The sequence below is a fragment of the Pseudomonas sp. B2M1-30 genome (assembly GCF_025447575.1).
Classification (GTDB): Bacteria; Pseudomonadota; Gammaproteobacteria; order Pseudomonadales; family Pseudomonadaceae; genus Aquipseudomonas; species Aquipseudomonas botevensis.
The window spans coordinates 210,449-228,225 of the sequence record NZ_JAOEJT010000010.1 but is presented as its reverse complement, the minus strand read 5'-3'; the positions used below and the strand labels follow the sequence as shown (position 1 = coordinate 228,225).

Below are 17,777 nucleotides of genomic sequence, written 5' to 3'. Positions count from 1 at the left end.
ACAATGTGCTGGATTTGGCGAAGCGCATAAGTTTTTTTTGGCATAACCCATATGAAAATTTTTTCTTAGCTACGCTTCAGGATGTTCTTAGCTCTGTTGTTACAGGCATGAAACGCTTTCTACTAAAAATATCGTCAATAAATTGGCGACAGCGATACACCATCAGGACTCAGGGAGATGCACCCATGCGCGTTTTAACCCCCCTCTGCAGTGCGGTTTTGCTGGCCATGGCTTGCACTTCCCAAGCCCAGGCCATGAATCTCACCGAAGCCATTCAGAGCACGATCGCGACCCACCCGGAACTGGCCTCGCGCGTGGACGCCAAACTGTCGGCCGATGAGCAGGTGAAAGTCGCCAAGGGCGGCTTCTATCCGTCGGTCGATCTGAACGCCGCCTACGGGCGCGGCTACAGCGACAACACCACCACCCGGGCCGTGGGCAATCACCACACCTCGATCCTCAACTATACCCAGTCCGAGCTGCGTCTGCGGCAGATGCTGTTCGACGGTTTCAACACCGCCAACGAGGTCGAACGCACCAAGGGCGTCTCCAATTCGCGCGCGTACTACGCGCAAGGCACCGCCCAGGATCTGGCGCTGCGCACCATCGAGGTCTACCTCGAAGTGCTCAAGCGCCGCGAACTGGTGACCCTAGCCACCAACAACCTGCAGGCGCACTTGCGGGTCAACGACCAGATCGGCCTGCGTACCGAACGCGGCGTGGGCAGCACCGCCGACTCCGACCAGTCGGTAGCCCGTAAGGCACTGGCGCAGAACAACCTCGACACCGCCGAAGTCGACCTAGCCGATGCCGAGGCCAACTTCTACAGCGTGGTCGGACGCATGCCCGACGAGCTGGAAGCCCCGGCCTCGACGCGCGGCGAGCTTCCCCCGGATCTGCGTGAAGCCCAGCAGAGCATGGTCGACAACAACCCGTACCTGAAATCCGCCCAGGCCGACGTGCAATCGGCCGAGAGCCAGTACGAAGTCGCCAAGTCGCCGTTCTACCCACGCTTCGATGCCGAAGCGGCGGTCGGCGCCAACAACAACGTGCAGGGCGACGAAGGCCATGACAACGAATGGCGGGTCGGCGTGGTGATGAACTACAACCTGTTCCGTGGCGGCAGCGACAAGGCGCGCCTGGCGTCCGACGCGCACCAGATCAATCAGGCGATGGACATCCGCAACAACGCGTTGCGTCAGCTCAACGAGAACATCCGCCTGGCCTGGAACGCCATGGAAAACGCCAAGAAGCAGACCCCGACCGCCCGTGAATACGCCGAGACCACCAAACGCGTGCGCGCGGCCTATCAGGATCAGTTCGGCCTCGGCCAACGCACCCTGCTCGACCTGCTCGACAGTGAAAACGAGCTGTACAACGCCAACCGCCGCTACGTCGAAGTGCGTTACACCGAAGAGTTCTCGATGTACCGCGTGCTGTCGAATATGGGCCAACTGCTGAGCAAGCAGCGGGTAGTGCTGCCGGCCGATGCGATTGCCGCCTCCGAGGTCAAGAGCGAAGCCCGTTTGCCTGAGTTGAAATGAAGTAGCCCCGCAGGCGCCGCCGCAGATGGCGGCCGCGCCTGCACAGGTTTATGTGCAGCCAGCGCCATCGTGTAGCGGGAGCGATCAATATGACCAGCATGGAACCCGGCAATACCGGGATCGATCAACGGTTGAGCTTCGATGACCCGTTACTCGACGGTCTGTTGATCCTCTGCAAACTCCACGGCGCCATCGTCAGCCGCGCCAGCCTGAGTGCCGGCCTGCCCCTGAACAAACAACGCCTGAGCCTCGACCTGCTGCCCCGCGCAGCGGCCCGGGCCGGGTTGCAGGCACGGCTGTTGCGCCGTGACCTGAAAGACATCTCATCGCTCAACCTGCCGATTTTGCTGCTGCTCAATGACGGCCGCACTGCCGTGCTGCGTCGCTTCACCGACGATGGCAAGGCGCTGATCCTGCCCAGCGAAGCCGATGGCGGCGAACAATGGGTCAGCCGCGAAGAACTCAGCGAACACTACAGCGGTCAGGCCCTGTTCGCCCGGCCGCGCCACGAACTGGAAGACCTGCGCTCGCCGCTGGTGCCTCGGGTCAAGGCGTGGTTCCGCGACACCCTGAAGCTGTCGAAATGGTTGTACAGCGACGCGATCCTCGCCAGTTTCCTGATCAACCTGCTGGGCCTGATGGTGCCGCTGTTCGTCATGCAGACCTACGACCGCGTGGTGCCGAACCAGGCCACCTCGACCCTGTGGGTACTGGCGATCGGGCTGTTGATCGGCACCGGTTTCGAACTGGTGCTGCGGGTGGTGCGCGCGCACCTGCTGGACACCGCCGGCAAGAAGACCGACGTGATCCTCTCCGCGACCTTGTTCGAGCGCATCACCGGCATGGCCATGAAGGCCCGGCCGGCGACCATCGGCGGGTTCGCCCAGAGCATCCATGACTTCCAGGGCCTGCGCGAATTCCTCACGGCGGTGACCCTGACCAGCCTGATCGACCTGCCGTTCGTGGTATTGATGCTGGCGGTGATCGGCCTGCTCGGCGGCTGGCTGGTGGTGATTCCGCTGCTGGCGTTTCCCATCACCATCGTCTTCGCGATGGTCATTCAGGTACGCCTGCGCGACACCGTGCAGAAAAGCCTGAGCCTCGGCGCCGAGCGTCAGGCGCTGCTGATCGAAACCCTCGGCGGCCTGGAAACCCTCAAGGCGTGCAGCGCCGAAAGCGAGCGCCAGCACAAATGGGAAAGCACCCACGGCGCCCTCACCCGCCTCGACAGCCACGCGCGCAATCTCTCGGCGCTGGCGACCAACGGCACGCTGTTCATTCAGCAGTTTTCGGGGATGGCGACGATTGTCGCCGGGGTCTACAGCATCATCGCCGGCAATCTCAGCGTCGGCGCGCTGGTCGCCAGCTACATGCTCGGCAGCCGCGTGCTCGCGCCGCTGGGGCAGATCGCCGGGCTGATTACCCGTTACCAGCAAGCGCAACTGACCATGAAAAGCACCGACGCGCTGATGGCCCTGCCCCAGGAGCGTGACGGCAAACAGCGCCCGCTCGAACGCACCCAGTTGCAAGGCGCGCTGGACGCCAGCGCCGTGACCTTCCACTACAACGGCCAGAACGCCCCGGCCCTGAGCAACGTCAGTTTCAGCGTCAAACCCGGCGAACGGATCGGCATCATCGGTCGCAGCGGCTCGGGCAAAAGCACCCTGGCGCGGCTGGTGATGGGCTTCTACGAACCGGAGGAAGGCCAGTTGCTGCTCGATAATCTCGACCTGCGGCAACTGGATGTCGCCGACCTGCGCCAGCAGATCGGCTACGTCGCCCACGACCTGCCGCTGCTGGCCGGCAGCCTGCGCGACAACCTGACCCTCGGCGCACGCTACGTCAGCGACGCGCGGATGCTCGAAGTGGCCGAATTGACTGGCGTCACCGAACTGGCCCGCCAGCACCCGCAAGGCTTCGACCGGCCGGTGGGCGAGCGTGGGCAACTGCTCTCCGGAGGCCAGCGCCAGGCGGTGTTGCTGGCGCGGGCGCTGCTGCTCGATCCGCCGATCATGCTGCTCGACGAACCCACCAGCGCCATGGACAACAGCAGCGAAGACGCCCTGCGCCAGAAGCTGCACGGCTGGGTGCAGGGCAAGACACTGCTGCTGGTCACACACCGCACCTCGATGCTGAGCCTGGTGGATCGGTTGCTGGTGCTGGACAACGGCCGGATCGTCGCCGACGGTCCGAAAGAAGCGGTCATCGATGCACTGCGCAAGGGCCGGGTCGGCTCGGCGGCGGTCTAGGAGTTGCCCATGTCTGCAGCATCCGAGAGCAAATCCCGCGGCTACTTCGACAGTTTCGGCAAAAGCGCCGAAGCCGAATTCATGCCGGAAACCGCCGGCGCCTCGCTACAGGACTCGCCGCGCTGGTCGCGGATTACCGTGTGGCTGGCGGCGGCGCTGCTGATCAGCGCGCTGGTCTGGGCCAAATTCGCCGTGCTCCAGGAAGTGACCATGGGCGAAGGCAAGGCGATTCCGTCGAGCAAGGTCCAGGTGATCCAGAACCTCGAGGGCGGGATCGTCACCGAGATTTTCGTGCGTGAAGGCCAAATGGTGAACAAGGGCGACACCCTGCTGCGCCTGGATGACACGCGGTTTCTGTCGAACAAGGGCGAGAGCGAGGCTGATCGTTATGCGTTGATGGCCCAGGTCGAACGCCTGTCGGCGGAGTCCGAAGGCCGGCCGATGAAGCTCTCGGACGAAGTCACCGGCAAGGCGCCGCAAGTGGCCGAAGACGAACGGGCGCTGTACGACCAGCGCCAGCGGCGGCTCGCCAGCGAGCAGCGCACCCTCAGCGAACAATTGCGGCAGAAGACGCAGGAGCTGGCGGAGTTTCGCTCCAAGCAGGGCCAATACAGTTCCAGCCTGGCGCTGCTGCAACAGGAAATGAACATGTCCGAACCGCTGATCAAGACCGGCGCGGTGTCGCCGGTGGAGATCCTGCGGCTCAAGCGCAGCGCGGTGGAAATCCGTGGTTCGCTGAACGCCACGACCCTGGCGATTCCCCGGGCCGAATCGGCGATCAACGAGATCAAGAGCAAGATCGACGAATCGGAACAGACCTTCCGCTCCGAGGCGGCCAAGGAGCTGAACGAGAAACGCACCGACCTGTCGAAAATCACCGCCTCGAGCATTGCCATCGACGACCGGGTCAGCCGCACCACCGTGACCTCGCCGGTGCATGGGGTGATCAAGCAATTGAAGGTCAACACCATCGGCGGCGTGGTGCAGCCGGGCAGCGACATGGTGGAAATCGTACCGCTGGAAGACAACCTGCTGATCGAAGCCAAGGTGCGTCCGCAGGACGTGGCGTTCCTCCATCCGGGGCAGCGGGCGATGGTCAAGTTCAGCGCCTACGACTACACGATCTACGGCGGCCTCAGCGCCAAACTCGAACTGATTGGCGCCGACACCATCACCGACGACAAGGGCAACAGTTTCTACCTGATCCAGGTGCGCACCGATAAAAACCACTTGGGCGGCGATGTGAAACCGCTGCTGATCATTCCGGGGATGGTGGCGACCGTGGACATCATCACAGGCGAGAAAAGTGTGCTGGATTACCTGCTCAAACCGGTACTGAAGGCGCGGACCGAGGCGATGCGCGAGCGCTAGGCTGCTTCGGGCTTGTCCGCGAAGCGGCCGGACGGGCAACGCTCATCGGTCGCCATGATTCTTCTGAAAAGTCTCCTCCCCCATCGCCGCAATCTGCCCCTCGATCAACGCCTCGAAGGGCTTGAGCAGCGGCTCGAACGATGCCGACGCCTCCAGCGTTTGCAACGCCTGCACAATCGCCTCGATGGTCGACAACGCCCCCGGCCCCGGCGCCTTGCGCAGCCGATAACGGGAAACCCCGCCCTGTGCCAGCGTCACCCGTGGCAAGGCCGCGAGCAGCGGGTTGAGGTGCAGCATCTTGCGCGCCTTGCGCCAGGTGCCGTCGGGGACAACCAGCAGCAGGGGTTCGTCGCTGGCGGTGTAAGCCTGCAGCGGCTGCGCGTCGTCGGCGGGAAACAACAGCCGCGCCCGATAACCGGGGCGATTCAACAGCGCCGGCAGATCCTCGAACACCTCCCCGACAATCAGTTCGGCATTGTTCAAACCGAGCGCCGCCAGACGCGCGGTGTTGAGCGCGTGATTGACCTCGCTCGGGTGCTGCAACAGCAAGATCCGGGTGCGGCTGTCGAGGCTCGGAATCAGCTCGCACAGGCAATGGCTTTGCGGGCGCAGGCAGCGAGGGCATTGGGGTCTGGACATGCGTGCGGTTCCTTTATCCAGCCTGGTTGAGCTGGGCCTTGAGCAAATCGCGGAAGGTCTGGATCAGCGGCTCGCGGCTGCGGCCACGGCGCATGATCATCGAAAACGGTGCCTGATAACCGAAGGTCGCCGGCAGCAGCACGCGCAAGTCGCCCTTGTCGGCCCAGGCCTGGGCGTAGTGTTCGGGCAGGTAGCCGATGTAGGCGCCGGACAGCACCAGAATCAGTTGCGCCTCCATGCTTTCCACGGTCGCGGCGCTGTGCTTGAAACCGTGCCGGGCCAGCTCCGCCTGGCTCCAGTAACCCCGCCCGACCATGCGCTGCTGGGTGATGACCTGCTCGGGGATCCGCCGCTCGTTGAACAGCGGATGACGATTGCTGCAATACAACCAGTGCTGTTCGCGGTAAAGCGGCATGTAGACCAGCCCGCTCATGCGCGTGGAAAACGCGCCGATGGCCAGGTCCAGGCGGTTGTCCTGCACGCCGAGTTGCAGTTCGTAAGGGCTCATCACCGACAGGTGCAAATGCACCGCCGGGTGTTCCTGGCTGTAGGCGCCGATGGCTTCGGCGAACGGCAGGGCCTTGTCGCTGACGGTGGAGTCGATCACCCCCAGGTTGAGCGTGCCGCGCAGTTCCCCCTTGAGGGCGGCGGCGTACTGCTCGAAACCTTCGAGTTCGGCCAGCAGGCGCAGGGTTTCCTGATGGAACAGCTCGCCCTTGCTGGTCAGGCTGAACCCGCCCCGTCCGCGATGGCACAGCACCAGACCGAGCGCGGCTTCGAGCTGGCTCATGTAGGTGCTGATCGCCGAGGTCGACAGGTTGAGTTCCTGTTGCGCGTTGGCGAAACCCTGATGGCGCACGACGCTGACGAAGATGCGCAAAAGTTTCAGGTCGGGTAAAGCGTTGGCCATGGGTGACTCCCGGCTGTAGAGATGTGTCGCTTGATAAGCCCCCCTCCCTCCGGGAGAGGGCCGGGGTGAGGGCGGCAATCTCCCGCCGAACGACATCTTGAGAAGCGCGAAGTCTATCCCGCGCCTCGCCATTAGTTTAGAAAAATCTGAACTAAGTTTTTGTCCGTAGCGATTCTTCCGCCCCACTACATTTCGCAGAATCGGCCCCACAGCGGTGCCCGACCTCCCGTGAACGGCGCGCCGACATAAATAAAACAAAGACGATGAGGCCTTACCCGTGGACAAGATTCTTCACCAACCACTGGGCGGCAACGAAATGCCGCGCTTCGGCGGCATCGCCACCATGCTCCGACTCCCCCACGTACCGACCGCTGCCGGCCTGGATGCTGCCTTTGTTGGCGTGCCGCTGGACATCGGCACTTCGCTGCGCCCCGGCACCCGCTTCGGGCCGCGCGACATCCGCACCGAATCGGTGATGATCCGCCCGTACAACATGGCCACCGGTGCTGCGCCGTTCGACTCGCTGTCGGTCGCCGACATCGGTGACGTGGCGATCAACACCTTCAATCTGCTCGACGCCGTGCGCATCATCGAAGAAGCCTACGACAACATCCTCGAGCACAACGTGATCCCGATGACCCTGGGTGGCGACCACACCATCACCCTGCCGATCCTGCGTGCCATCCACAAGAAGCACGGCAAGGTCGGTCTGGTGCACATCGACGCCCACGCTGATGTGAACGATCACATGTTCGGCGAGAAAATCGCCCACGGCACGACCTTCCGTCGCGCCGTCGAAGAAGGTCTTCTGGACTGCGACCGCGTGGTGCAGATTGGTCTGCGCGCCCAGGGTTACACCGCTGACGACTTCAACTGGAGCCGCGATCAGGGCTTCCGCGTGGTGCAGGCCGAAGAGTGCTGGCACAAGTCGCTGGAACCGCTGATGGCCGAAGTCCGCGAGAAAGTCGGCGGCGGCCCGGTGTACCTGAGCTTCGACATCGACGGCATCGACCCGGCCTGGGCGCCAGGCACCGGCACCCCGGAAATCGGTGGTCTGACGACCATTCAGGCGATTGAAATCGTGCGTGGCTGCCAGGGCCTCGACCTGATCGGCTGCGATCTGGTAGAAGTCTCGCCCGCTTACGACACCAGCGGCAACACCTCGCTGCTGGCCGCCAACCTGCTGTACGAAATGCTCTGCGTACTGCCAGGCGTGGTCCACCGCTGAGGGTCGGGTCATGAACGAACGTGATCAGGTTCTGAAAGCCGCCGCCGATCTGGTGTCAGCCTTCGCCCGCAATGATCGCGAAGCCTACTTCGGCGCGTTCAGCGCCGATGCGAGCTTCGTGTTCTACACCCTCGAACAGCCGTTGCTGTCGCGCGATGCCTATCAGGCGTTGTGGGACAGCTGGCGCGCCGAGGATGGCTTCGAGGTGCTGTCCTGCACCTCGAGCAACGCTTTCGTCAGCCTGCAGGGTGACGTGGCGATCTTCATCCATGACGTGGCCACCGAGCTACGCATGCAAGGGGAGCAACACTTCAGCCAGGAGCGCGAGACGATTGTTTTCAAGAAACAAGCGTCGAGCCTAGAACAACAAGGCCATTGGCTGGCCTGCCACGAACATTTGTCCGCAATGCCGGAAGGGCTGCCACCCCCTTAGCCAAAACAGGTGACGCTCACGCACGATGAGCGCGCCTTTATGATCGGAGCAGATCATGAATAACAACAACAACGACCAAAGCCTTACGCAGATTGAAACCCACGGGGTCGAACAGATCCCGGATCACGAACGCACCGCAGGCCCGACGGACTTGTTCCGGATGATCTTCGGTGGTTCCAATACCTTTGCCACCGCCGTGCTCGGCAGTTTCCCGGTGCTGTTCGGCCTGTCGTTTCAGGCGGGCGCGGCGGCGATCGTGCTGGGCGTGCTGCTGGGTTCGCTGATCCTCGCGCCGATGGGCCTGTTCGGCCCGCTCAACGGCACCAACAATGCCGTGTCGTCCGGTGCGCACTTCGGCGTCCACGGGCGAATCGTCGGTTCGTTCCTGTCGCTGCTGACCGCCATCGCCTTCTTCTCGCTCTCGGTGTGGAGTTCGGGGGATGCGCTGATCGGTGGTGCGAAACGTCTGGTGGGGCTGCCGGAAACCGATCTGACCCTGGGCCTGGCCTACGGTCTGTTCGCGGTGCTGGTGCTGACCGTGTGCATCTACGGCTTCCGCTTCCTGCTGTGGGTGAACAAGATCGCGGTGTGGAGCGCCAGCCTGCTGTTCCTGCTGGGCATCTTCGCCTTCGCCGGCCCCTTCGACGTGCATTACGCCGGCACCGTCAGCTTCGGTCAGCCGGGCTTCTGGGCGGCGTTCATCGGGGCGGCGCTGGTGGCCATGAGCAACCCGATTTCCTTCGGGGCGTTCCTCGGCGACTGGTCGCGCTACATCCCGCGTGACACCTCCAAGCAGCGCATCATGGCGGCGGTGGTGCTGTCGCAGATCGCCACGTTCATTCCGTTCCTGTTCGGCCTGACCACCGCCACCATCGTCGCGACCCAGGCGCCGGACTACATCGCCGCCAACAACTACGTCGGCGGCCTGCTGGCGGTATCGCCGAGCTGGTTCTTCCTGCCGGTGTGCCTGATTGCGGTGATCGGCGGCATGTCCACCGGCACCACTTCGCTGTATGGCACCGGGCTGGACATGTCCAGCGTGTTCCCACGGGTGCTGTCGCGGGTCAAGGCGACGCTGCTGATCGGCGTGCTGTCGATTGCCTTCATCTTCATCGGGCGCTTTGCGGCGAACCTGGTGCAGAGCGTGTCGACCTTTGCCGTGCTCATCATCACCTGCACCACCCCATGGATGGTGATCATGATCATCGGCCTGGTGGTACGTCGCGGCTTCTACTGCCCGGATGACCTGCAAGTGTTCACCCGTGGCGAACAGGGCGGACGCTACTGGTTCAACCACGGCTGGAACTGGCGCGGTCTGGGCGCATGGATCCCGAGCGCGGCGGTCGGCCTGTGCTTCGTCAACCTGCCGGGGCAGTTTGTCGGGCCGCTGGGCGAACTGGCCGGCGGGATCGACATCAGCCTGCTGGTGACCCTCGGCATGGCCTCGCTGGTGTACGTGATGCTGCTCAGCCTGTTCCCGGAACCGGCGGCGGTCTACGGCCCCAAGGGCTCGCGTAGCGAAGCCGCAGCAAAACCTGAACTGCGTCAGGCCGCCTGACACGGCTCCACCCTGTGGGAGCGAGCTTGCCCGCTCCCACAGGGAACTGAATTCAGCCTCACATAAAAAAGACAATCGGAGACACGCCATCATGGCTTTGGATTTATTCGTCGTCCTCATCTACGCCGCCGGCATGCTCTTGCTCGGCTATTTCGGCATGCGCAAGGCCAAGACCAACGAGGACTTTCTGGTCGCCGGGCGCAACCTCGGCCCGAGCCTGTACATGGGCACCATGGCCGCGACCGTCCTGGGTGGCGCGTCCACCGTCGGCACCGTCCGCCTGGGCTACGTGCACGGCATCTCCGGTTTCTGGCTGTGCGCCGCGCTGGGTTGCGGCATCGTCGCGCTGAACCTGTTCCTCGCCAAACCGCTGCTGAAACTGAAGATCTACACCGTCACCCAGGTGCTGGAAAAACGCTACAACCCGATGGCTCGCTCGGCGAGCGCGGCGATCATGCTGGCCTACGCGCTGATGATCGGCGTGACCTCGATCCTGGCCATCGGCACCGTGCTGCAAGTGTTGTTCGGTCTGCCGTTCTGGATCTCGGTACTGCTCGGCGGTGGCGTGGTGGTGGTGTATTCGGCCATCGGCGGCATGTGGTCGCTGACCCTGACCGACATCGTCCAGTTCATCATCAAGACCGTCGGCCTGATGTTCATCCTGTTGCCGATCTGCCTGTACCGCGTCGGCGGCTGGGACGAACTGGTGCTGAAGCTGCCGGCGGCGGCGTTCAACTTCACCACCATCGGCTGGGACACGATCATCACCTACTTCATGATCTACTTCTTCGGCATCCTGATCGGTCAGGACATCTGGCAACGGGTGTTTACCGTCAAGAACGAAAAAGTCGCCCAGTACGCCGGCAGCTTCGCCGGTATCTACTGCATCCTCTACGGCCTGGCCTGCGCCCTGATCGGCATGGCGGCCCACGTCCTGATCCCGGATCTGGACAACGTCAACAACGCCTTCGCCGCCATCGTCAAACTGTCGCTGCCGGACGGCATTCGCGGCCTGGTGATCGCCGCTGCGCTGGCGGCCATGATGTCCACCGCCAGTGCCGGCCTGCTCGCGGCGGCCACTACCCTGACCGAAGACCTGCTGCCGAAACTGCGCGGCGGCAAGCCGTCGAGCCTGGGCATCAACCGCCTGTTCACCCTGCTGACCGGTTTCGTCGTGCTGGGCATCGCCCTGGTGGTGAACGACGTGATCAGCGCCCTGACCCTGGCGTACAACCTGTTGGTGGGCGGCATGCTGATCCCGCTGATCGGTGCGATCTTCTGGAAACGCGCGACCACCGCCGGCGCCATCGCCAGCATGGGCCTGGGCTTCGCCACGGCGCTGCTGTTCATGGTCAAGGACGGCCTGGACGCCAACACCCCGATCTACTACAGCCTGGCCGTGGGCCTGGTGAGTTTCGTGGTGGTCAGCCTGTTCTCCCGCCGCCCGGCTTCGGTGGCGAGCGCGATCTAAGCTAACGTAACGACTTGATGCTTTCTTCGACGGGTGTGGCGTCGGTTGCCACACCCGTTTTTTTCGTCTGGAGAAAATGATTCATGAAGATCGTTTCCCGCGACCAGTGGTTCGAGGTGCAGCCCCTGAGCGACGGCATCCGCCTGATTCACGAGCCGTACATCCGCCCGTTCTACCGCTGCAACCTGTGGCACGTTCAGGGTCGCGACAAGGACTTGCTGCTCGACAGCGGCTCCGGGCTGGTCAGCCTGCGCGAGCAACTGCCGTGGCTGACCGAGCGGCCGTTGGTGGCGGTGGCCAGTCATTGCCATTTCGACCATATCGCCGGCCATCACGAATTCGCCGAACGCCTGGTGCATCCGGCGGAGGCCGACATCCTCGCCGCGCCCGACGGCGAGAACGACCTGAGCCGCGCCTTCGTCGGCGACGACATGTTCGAAGCCCACCCGGACTGCCCGCTGTGCTACGCCGAATATCGGGTCAAGGCCGCGCCGGCCAGCGGTTTCGTCGAGGATGGGGATGTGCTGGACCTGGGCAATCGCACGCTGCAAGTGCTGCACACGCCAGGGCACTCGCCGGGCGGGATCAGTCTGTACGAGGCGGCCAGCGAAACCCTGTTCAGCGGCGACATCATCTACGACGGGCCGTTGATCGAAGACGCCTACCACTCCAATCTGGATGACTACGCCGCCAGCCTTCGACGCTTGCAGGCGCTGCCGGTCCGTACCGTGCATGGCGGGCATTTCGGCAGTTTTTCCGGTGAGCATTTACGGACGATGATTGACGAGTGGTTGCGCCGACATCGTTGAGGCCTGCTGTACTCCAATCAGGCCCACCCTCCTGAAGAGCCGCCATGAGAAGAGCTGCCGTGCGTGCCGCCGTACACCGGTTCATCCAGCGTCTGCTGGACGGCCGTGAGTTCGATGACAGCACCAGCCTGGCGCAATTGGGACTGGAGAAAGCGGATATCGAGGATCTGATCTTTCATCTGGAAGATGAATTCGGACTGACGGCCTTCACCGCCGAAGAGGATCGCATGCTCAAGACCGCCCGGACCGCCAATGACTTGAGCCGCTTTCTGCTGGAAATCGGCCGCCATTGAAAAGCAAAAGATCGCAGCCTTCGGCGGCTCCCGCATCATTTCATGCAGGAGCCACCGAAGGCTGCGATCTCTTGGTCTTCAAATCGTCCGGGCCATGAGCCCGGGGCATCAGCGCCGACGCTGCTGACGGCGACGTTGTTCGTCATCCGTGCGAATCGGGACCGGTTGCAGAGGCGGTTCGATCAAGCCGAGGGCAACACCCAGATCGTGCAGCCAGTTTTGAATTTTCTCTTTCATCGTCATGCCCCCTTCAGGGTGGTGCTGAGCGGCCGGAATTCTGAGGTCGCTTCGCACTGATAATAGTCCGAAGTCCTACGCATTGCTCGGCGAAATCCGCAATGATCTGTTACTGAATTGATCCAAATCCCTGACCGATCGTTCAAGCTGTTTCCCGCACCTCTTCGCCAGCCACGGGATAGAGCGCCTGTTGCTGCTCGATCCACGCATTGAGGTTGGCGCCGACCATGCCCCGGCGCCACATGAGCCATGTTGTCGCACTCGCGAACGGCTCGGCCAACGGGTGTACCGCCACGCTTTCGCGCCCCGGCAGGCTGGCGAGCATCGATTCGGACATCAGCGCCACGCCGCTGCCGGCAATCACACAGGCGAGCATGCCCTGATACGACTCGATTTCCATCGCCCGGCCCATCGCCGCCTGATAGTGGGCAAACCACGACTCGAGGCGCGCACGATACGCGCAACCATGACGGAAGGTGAACACCGCTCGTCCCTCGACATCCCTGGCACTGAGAATCGGCGGATGATCGGCCTCGCTGATCAGCACCAGCCGTTCGTTGCACAGCGGTACACCGTCGATGCCGGCCAGTTGCGGCGGGCCGTCGACCAGTGCCGCATCGAGCCGTCCGGTAAGCAAACCTTCGAGCAACTCGCCGCTCGGCCCGGACTGCACTTGCAGGTTCACCGCCGGATAACGCTTGTGATAACGCGCCAGCAATGCCGGCAAATGGATCGCAGCGGTGCTGTACAACGTGCCGAGCACGAAATCCCCGGCCGGTTGCCCGCCCATCACCGCCGCGCTGGCCTGATCGCGCAGGGCGAACAGCTTGCCGGTGTAGTCCAGCAGGACTTTTCCCGCAGGCGACAACTGCAAACGCTGACGTTCACGGACGAACAGTTCGACGCCCAATTGCTCCTCAAGCTGTTTAAGCCGGGTCGACAGGTTCGACGGCACCCGATGCAGGCGTTCGGCGGCGCGGGTGATCGAGCCCTCCTCGGCCACGGCCTGGAAGATCCGCAGTTGGCTGAATTCCACCACCATTCTCCACAACAGAACAAGTTACTCACTATTATTCAATTTTAAGGAAAGTCAATCCGTCTTAGCCTGACGGTCATCGCTCCCCGAACGGAATGCAGACCATGTCCCCGCTGATTCGCTTATCCGCCAGCTTCATTGCCCTGATGATGGCCATGGGCATCGGGCGTTTCGCCCTCACCCCACAACTGCCGCACCTGCTCAGTGAGGGGCAGATCGACCTGACCGCCGCCGGTCTGATTGCAGCGGCCAACTACCTGGGCTACCTGCTCGGCGCGGTGGACGCGATGTTTTCCCGTCGACCCGAGCAAGTGCAACGACGTCTGCATGGCGGTTTATGGCTGTGCGTGCTGCTGACGCTGGGGTCGTTCTGGGCCAGCGGGTTCTGGTCGCACTTGTTGCTGCGTTTCGGCACCGGGGTGGCGAGCGCCTGGGTGCTGGTGATGATTACCGCGCTGAGCCAGCCGCTGGCTGCAGCGGCGGGTCGTCCACGTTTGGGTGCCTTGGTGTTTGCCGGGCCGGGACTGGGGATTTTTCTCACGGGGTTGCTGGCGCTGGTCTCACATCTGTTGCAGCAGACGTCCGCGACCCTGTGGCTGATCTACGCCGCCGTGGCGCTGGTGATGTTGCTGGGGATCGTGCGGATCCTTCCGCAACCGGTGGCCGCCGCACCGCTTGCCGCTGCGGCCGTGAGCCCGTCGAATCGCGGGATTCCGCGTCTGGCGGTGGTGTATGCACTGTACGGCGTGGGCTACATCATCCCCGCCACGTTCCTGTCACAGATGGCCAACGCGCAGTTTCACGGGCAATGGCAGGCCGATCTGTTCTGGCCGTGCTTTGGCCTGGGTGCCGCGATCGGTGTGCTGCTGGTGAGTCTGCGCCGGCACGATCCGGATACCACCCGTCACTGGCTGATGGCGACGTTGTGGCTGCAAGCGGCGGGCGTGTTTGCCTGCTTGCTCGGCAGCGGCCTCGGTCTGGCATTGGGCGTGATGCTGTGCGGCACGCCGTTCCTGGCCTGCATGCAACTGGTGATGCAGCGCTCGCGGGAGCTGGCGCCCCACGCCACCCAGCGCAACGCCGGGCTGCTGACCGCGTGCTTCGCGGTCGGCCAGCTCAGCGGCCCGCTGCTGGCAGCGCTGAGCAGTCACTTCAGCGGTGGCTTGCAACCGGCGCTGGTGATCGCTGGCAGCGGCCTGCTGATTGCCGGTGGCCTGGCGTGGAAACCGCTTACGGCTGGCCGAGCGCTTTGCGCAAGCGTCGACGCACCCACTGTTCCGCGCTGACAAAGGTGATGCCGAGCAACACCAGCACGGCACCGATGATGAAGTTCACGCTCAGGTCTTCACCGAGCAGCACCACGCCGAACGTGACGCCGAACATCGGCGTCATGAACGAAAACACCGCGAGGTTGGCGGCCAGGTAACGGCGCAGCAGCCAGAACCACGTCAGGTAGCTGAAGAACGACACCACCAGCCCCTGAAACAACACACTGGCCACCGCCACGCTGGTCAGGCTGACATGAGTGACCTGGCCGCTGAGCAGCGCAATCAGCAACAGGCCGAGGAAGCCGACGATCAGTTGATAGAACAGGGTCAGGGTCACCGGTGCCTCCGACAGCCGCGAGGCTCGCACCACCACGGTGGTCGCGCCCCAACTGGCGCCCGCGAGGACACCGAGGGCGTCGCCCAGCAGCATGCGGCGGTCGAGGTTGTCCCAGGAAACGCCACCGGCGAAGGCGATGGCGATCCCGATGAACGCGAGGATGATCCCCAGCCATTGCACCGGTCGCAGGCGCTCGCTCGGCAAAAGAAAATGCACCCCCAGCGCAGTGAAAATCGGCGCGGTGTAGAGGAACACCGACATATGCGCCGCCGTGGTCAGTTGCAAGCCTTCCGAGATAAAGAAGAACTCCAGACCGAACAGCGCACCGGCCAGCAGGCCACCGCGCCAGGTGGCGCCGACCTGATCCCAGCCGCCCTTCCAGCAGATGAGCAATCCTACAAGCAACGCGGAAATCCCCGACCGCCCCGCCGCCTGCATCACCGGCGCGATGTCGGTTGCCGCCCACTTGATCATCACCTGCTGCACGCCCCAGATCAGGCACAGGCCGATCATCACCTGCAAGGCAAACCCGTCGGCATTGCGCCGGTCAGCGCTCACCGCAACACCTCGAACACAAACAACATGGCAGTTTTCCAAAAGATAAAAGCAAAGCCCCGGATCGTTGTCCGGGGCGAATAGTCACGCCGTGAATTATCAACCAGTCGGACAGAAAAAACCGTCTGGAAAAAGACCTCGAATAGTTCTCCTGCGCCAAGGAGGAATGATGGACGGCTACGCCATCCATCATGAGCACAGGGCGCCCGAACTACCGATCGCCCTTGGCAACCCGACTGGCCGCAAGAAAACCCACCGTACACGCCACCGCCGTGGCCAGGGTTCCCCACGCCCAATCCATCAGCGACACCTGAAATGACCAGCCATGCAATGTCGCCCAATTGGTCAGGTCATAGGTGCCGTACGCCACCAACCCCAAAAGCGCTCCCATCCGCGCAGCGTGCTGCCAGGTCGGTGCAGGCACCACCACAAACACCGCGCAACCGAAGACGTACAGGCAATAAAAAACCGCTGCCGGAACCAGCAGCGGTTTTTCGAGCATCAGCGAACCGAGCAGCTCGCGATAGGTAGGCGCCATCAATACGCCGAGCCAGAGACCATCGAGGATCAAAAATGTCACCAGCGTGGCGACATAGGCAATCAACGCTTTTTTCATTGGCCCGACCTCAGTGTGCCCATGCACGATGGGCAACGGCGGACTCAGGTCAGTTCAATGCGATCAGCGTGAATGACAATCTGGCCGCTCTTGTACAGCGCGCCGATGGCCTTCTTGAAGTTGCCCTTGCTGACACCGAACAGACTGCTGATCAACGCCGGATCGCTCTTGTCGCTGACGGCCAGCGTGCCGTTGCTTTCGCGCAACTTGGCGAGAATCTTCGAGTTCAGACTGCTCGCCGCTTCCTGGCCGACCGGTTGCAGGCTCAGGCTGATCTTGCCGTCGCCGCGAACTTCCTTGATGAAACCTTTCTCGCGCATGCCCGAACGCATGAACTTGAAGATCTCGTTCTTGTGGATCAAACCCCAGTGCTTGTTGTTGATGATCGCCTTGAAACCCATGTCGGTGGCTTCGGCCACCAACAGATCGACTTCCTGCCCCTGGCTGTAGCTGGCCGGGGTCTTGTCGAGGTAGCGATCCAGGCGCGAAGTGGCGGTGATGCGGCGGGTGTGTTTGTCGAGGTAAACATGCACCACGCAATAATCGCCGGCCTTCAACTGGCGTTTTTCTTCGGAAAACGGCAGTAACAGGTCTTTCGGCAGCCCCCAGTCGAGGAAGATACCGATGCTGTTGACTTCAACAACTTTCAGACTGGCAAACTCACCGACCTGAACTTTCGGCTTTTCGGTCGTCGCGATAAGTTTGTCATCGCTGTCCAGATAAACAAAAACGTTGAGCCAGTCTTCATCTTCGCTGGGAATATCTTTAGGGATATAACGGTTGGGCAAAAGAATTTCGCCTTCGGCACCGCCATCCAGATATAAACCGAAGTTAGTGTGTTTAACCACTTGCAAACTGTTGTAACGCCCGACTAAAGCCATTTCCAATACCCTCATTGCGTGGGCGGCATTCTACCCGTTTTTGCCCACGAGGTTCGCCGGCCGAAGCCCCGTTCGGGAAAATCGGCGCAACGCCCTGATTTTTCCTGGCCCGGCGCAACACGCTCACCATTCGTCAGACCATCACCGCGCCCGCCGCCGGTTTGCACGCAGCGCAATCAAGCGCAAATCAGGCCGATGTTCTTATTTAAAACAGCAGCTTAGCGGGACATTTCGAATAATTGATCGAACATCATCCAGCAAAGCACCGGGTTATTGCGGCGGACATCCGCCAAGCAATTACCGAGTCATTCCTGTACGATGCCTGGCCGAATTACTTTTCCA

General features: G+C 62.6%; 17 protein-coding genes. 10 read left to right on the top strand and 7 right to left on the bottom strand.

Annotated elements, in window-relative coordinates; translation table 11 throughout:
- The first annotated feature begins 185 nt into the window (after nucleotides 1–185).
- The 3 genes from N8H74_RS20180 to N8H74_RS20170 all read left to right on the top strand — a co-directional run bounded on the left by N8H74_RS20180 (nucleotide 186) and on the right by N8H74_RS20170 (nucleotide 5,164).
- Nucleotides 186–1,544, top strand: coding sequence for a TolC family outer membrane protein (locus tag N8H74_RS20180; protein ID WP_262149763.1), 1,359 nt, complete (start codon nucleotides 186–188; stop codon nucleotides 1,542–1,544).
- Between the two features lie 89 nt (nucleotides 1,545–1,633).
- Nucleotides 1,634–3,793 carry a type I secretion system permease/ATPase gene (locus N8H74_RS20175; RefSeq protein WP_262149761.1) on the top strand — a complete coding sequence of 720 codons (2,160 nt, stop codon included), beginning with the start codon at nucleotides 1,634–1,636 and terminating at the stop codon, nucleotides 3,791–3,793.
- A gap of 9 nt (nucleotides 3,794–3,802) precedes the next feature.
- A complete protein-coding gene (locus N8H74_RS20170; RefSeq protein ID WP_262149759.1) occupies nucleotides 3,803–5,164 on the top strand; it encodes an HlyD family type I secretion periplasmic adaptor subunit in 1,362 nt (453 codons plus the stop codon).
- A 42-nt stretch (nucleotides 5,165–5,206) separates the two neighbouring features.
- On the opposite strand, the gene N8H74_RS20165 is transcribed toward N8H74_RS20170, so the two are convergent.
- Together N8H74_RS20165 and N8H74_RS20160 are read right to left on the bottom strand one after the other, a co-directional pair.
- A complete protein-coding gene (locus tag N8H74_RS20165; protein WP_262149757.1) occupies nucleotides 5,207–5,803 on the bottom strand; it encodes a DTW domain-containing protein in 597 nt (198 codons plus the stop codon).
- A 13-nt stretch (nucleotides 5,804–5,816) separates the two neighbouring features.
- Nucleotides 5,817–6,713: a LysR family transcriptional regulator gene (locus tag N8H74_RS20160; RefSeq protein WP_217831330.1), complete on the bottom strand. Its 897-nt coding sequence runs from the start codon at nucleotides 6,711–6,713 to the stop codon at nucleotides 5,817–5,819.
- Between the two features lie 277 nt (nucleotides 6,714–6,990).
- Between N8H74_RS20160 and speB the strand changes: the two genes are divergently transcribed.
- The 6 genes from speB (at nucleotide 6,991) to N8H74_RS20130 (ending at nucleotide 12,505) form a co-directional block, all read left to right on the top strand.
- Nucleotides 6,991–7,941, top strand: coding sequence for an agmatinase (gene speB, locus N8H74_RS20155; protein ID WP_217831331.1), 951 nt, complete (start codon nucleotides 6,991–6,993; stop codon nucleotides 7,939–7,941).
- Nucleotides 7,942–7,951: 10 nt separating this feature from the next.
- Nucleotides 7,952–8,374 (top strand): nuclear transport factor 2 family protein, encoded by a 423-nt coding sequence (locus N8H74_RS20150; protein ID WP_217831332.1) that lies wholly within the window; start codon nucleotides 7,952–7,954, stop codon nucleotides 8,372–8,374.
- A 55-nt stretch (nucleotides 8,375–8,429) separates the two neighbouring features.
- Nucleotides 8,430–9,932 carry a cytosine permease gene (locus tag N8H74_RS20145; RefSeq protein ID WP_262149754.1) on the top strand — a complete coding sequence of 501 codons (1,503 nt, stop codon included), beginning with the start codon at nucleotides 8,430–8,432 and terminating at the stop codon, nucleotides 9,930–9,932.
- Nucleotides 9,933–10,023: 91 nt separating this feature from the next.
- Complete coding sequence (locus N8H74_RS20140; protein ID WP_217831334.1) at nucleotides 10,024–11,403, top strand: sodium:solute symporter; 1,380 nt, start codon at nucleotides 10,024–10,026, stop codon at nucleotides 11,401–11,403.
- Nucleotides 11,404–11,486: 83 nt separating this feature from the next.
- Nucleotides 11,487–12,212, top strand: a complete 726-nt coding sequence (locus tag N8H74_RS20135) for an MBL fold metallo-hydrolase (RefSeq protein WP_262149751.1) — start codon at nucleotides 11,487–11,489, stop codon at nucleotides 12,210–12,212.
- Nucleotides 12,213–12,256: 44 nt separating this feature from the next.
- Nucleotides 12,257–12,505, top strand: coding sequence for an acyl carrier protein (locus N8H74_RS20130; protein ID WP_262149749.1), 249 nt, complete (start codon nucleotides 12,257–12,259; stop codon nucleotides 12,503–12,505).
- Between the two features lie 108 nt (nucleotides 12,506–12,613).
- Here N8H74_RS20130 and N8H74_RS20125 read toward each other — a convergent pair whose 3' ends face one another.
- Nucleotides 12,614–12,742 carry a PA1414 family protein gene (locus N8H74_RS20125; protein WP_007914492.1) on the bottom strand — a complete coding sequence of 43 codons (129 nt, stop codon included), beginning with the start codon at nucleotides 12,740–12,742 and terminating at the stop codon, nucleotides 12,614–12,616.
- A 142-nt stretch (nucleotides 12,743–12,884) separates the two neighbouring features.
- The gene (locus tag N8H74_RS20120) at nucleotides 12,885–13,778 is read right to left on the bottom strand and encodes a LysR family transcriptional regulator (protein ID WP_217831337.1); all 894 of its coding nucleotides are present in this window, start codon (nucleotides 13,776–13,778) and stop codon (nucleotides 12,885–12,887) included.
- Between the two features lie 104 nt (nucleotides 13,779–13,882).
- On the opposite strand from N8H74_RS20120, the gene N8H74_RS20115 reads away from it, so the two are divergent.
- Nucleotides 13,883–15,064: an MFS transporter gene (locus N8H74_RS20115; protein ID WP_262149746.1), complete on the top strand. Its 1,182-nt coding sequence runs from the start codon at nucleotides 13,883–13,885 to the stop codon at nucleotides 15,062–15,064.
- Here the strand turns inward: N8H74_RS20115 and N8H74_RS20110 are convergent.
- The 3 genes from N8H74_RS20110 to N8H74_RS20100 all read right to left on the bottom strand — a co-directional run bounded on the left by N8H74_RS20110 (nucleotide 15,009) and on the right by N8H74_RS20100 (nucleotide 17,435).
- Nucleotides 15,009–15,941, bottom strand: a complete 933-nt coding sequence (locus N8H74_RS20110) for a DMT family transporter (RefSeq protein ID WP_262149744.1) — start codon at nucleotides 15,939–15,941, stop codon at nucleotides 15,009–15,011. The two genes, N8H74_RS20115 and N8H74_RS20110, sit on opposite strands and share 56 nt — an antisense overlap.
- A gap of 208 nt (nucleotides 15,942–16,149) precedes the next feature.
- Nucleotides 16,150–16,554: a DUF2177 family protein gene (locus N8H74_RS20105; protein ID WP_262149742.1), complete on the bottom strand. Its 405-nt coding sequence runs from the start codon at nucleotides 16,552–16,554 to the stop codon at nucleotides 16,150–16,152.
- Nucleotides 16,555–16,598: 44 nt separating this feature from the next.
- Complete coding sequence (locus N8H74_RS20100) at nucleotides 16,599–17,435, bottom strand: S1-like domain-containing RNA-binding protein (RefSeq protein ID WP_262149740.1); 837 nt, start codon at nucleotides 17,433–17,435, stop codon at nucleotides 16,599–16,601.
- Between the last annotated feature and the right edge of the window lie 342 nt (nucleotides 17,436–17,777).

Coding starts and splice junctions, on each gene's coding strand:
- N8H74_RS20160 (WP_217831330.1), bottom strand. CDS start 6,713: ATGGCCAACGCTTTACCCGACCTGAAACTTTTGCGCATCTTCGTCAGC.
- N8H74_RS20125 (WP_007914492.1), bottom strand. CDS start 12,742: ATGAAAGAGAAAATTCAAAACTGGCTGCACGATCTGGGTGTTGCCCTC.
- N8H74_RS20180 (WP_262149763.1), top strand. CDS start 186: ATGCGCGTTTTAACCCCCCTCTGCAGTGCGGTTTTGCTGGCCATGGCT.
- N8H74_RS20145 (WP_262149754.1), top strand. CDS start 8,430: ATGAATAACAACAACAACGACCAAAGCCTTACGCAGATTGAAACCCAC.
- N8H74_RS20150 (WP_217831332.1), top strand. CDS start 7,952: ATGAACGAACGTGATCAGGTTCTGAAAGCCGCCGCCGATCTGGTGTCA.
- N8H74_RS20115 (WP_262149746.1), top strand. CDS start 13,883: ATGTCCCCGCTGATTCGCTTATCCGCCAGCTTCATTGCCCTGATGATG.
- N8H74_RS20170 (WP_262149759.1), top strand. CDS start 3,803: ATGTCTGCAGCATCCGAGAGCAAATCCCGCGGCTACTTCGACAGTTTC.
- N8H74_RS20135 (WP_262149751.1), top strand. CDS start 11,487: ATGAAGATCGTTTCCCGCGACCAGTGGTTCGAGGTGCAGCCCCTGAGC.
- N8H74_RS20175 (WP_262149761.1), top strand. CDS start 1,634: ATGACCAGCATGGAACCCGGCAATACCGGGATCGATCAACGGTTGAGC.
- N8H74_RS20105 (WP_262149742.1), bottom strand. CDS start 16,554: ATGAAAAAAGCGTTGATTGCCTATGTCGCCACGCTGGTGACATTTTTG.
- N8H74_RS20140 (WP_217831334.1), top strand. CDS start 10,024: ATGGCTTTGGATTTATTCGTCGTCCTCATCTACGCCGCCGGCATGCTC.
- N8H74_RS20130 (WP_262149749.1), top strand. CDS start 12,257: ATGAGAAGAGCTGCCGTGCGTGCCGCCGTACACCGGTTCATCCAGCGT.
- N8H74_RS20100 (WP_262149740.1), bottom strand. CDS start 17,435: ATGGCTTTAGTCGGGCGTTACAACAGTTTGCAAGTGGTTAAACACACT.
- N8H74_RS20165 (WP_262149757.1), bottom strand. CDS start 5,803: ATGTCCAGACCCCAATGCCCTCGCTGCCTGCGCCCGCAAAGCCATTGC.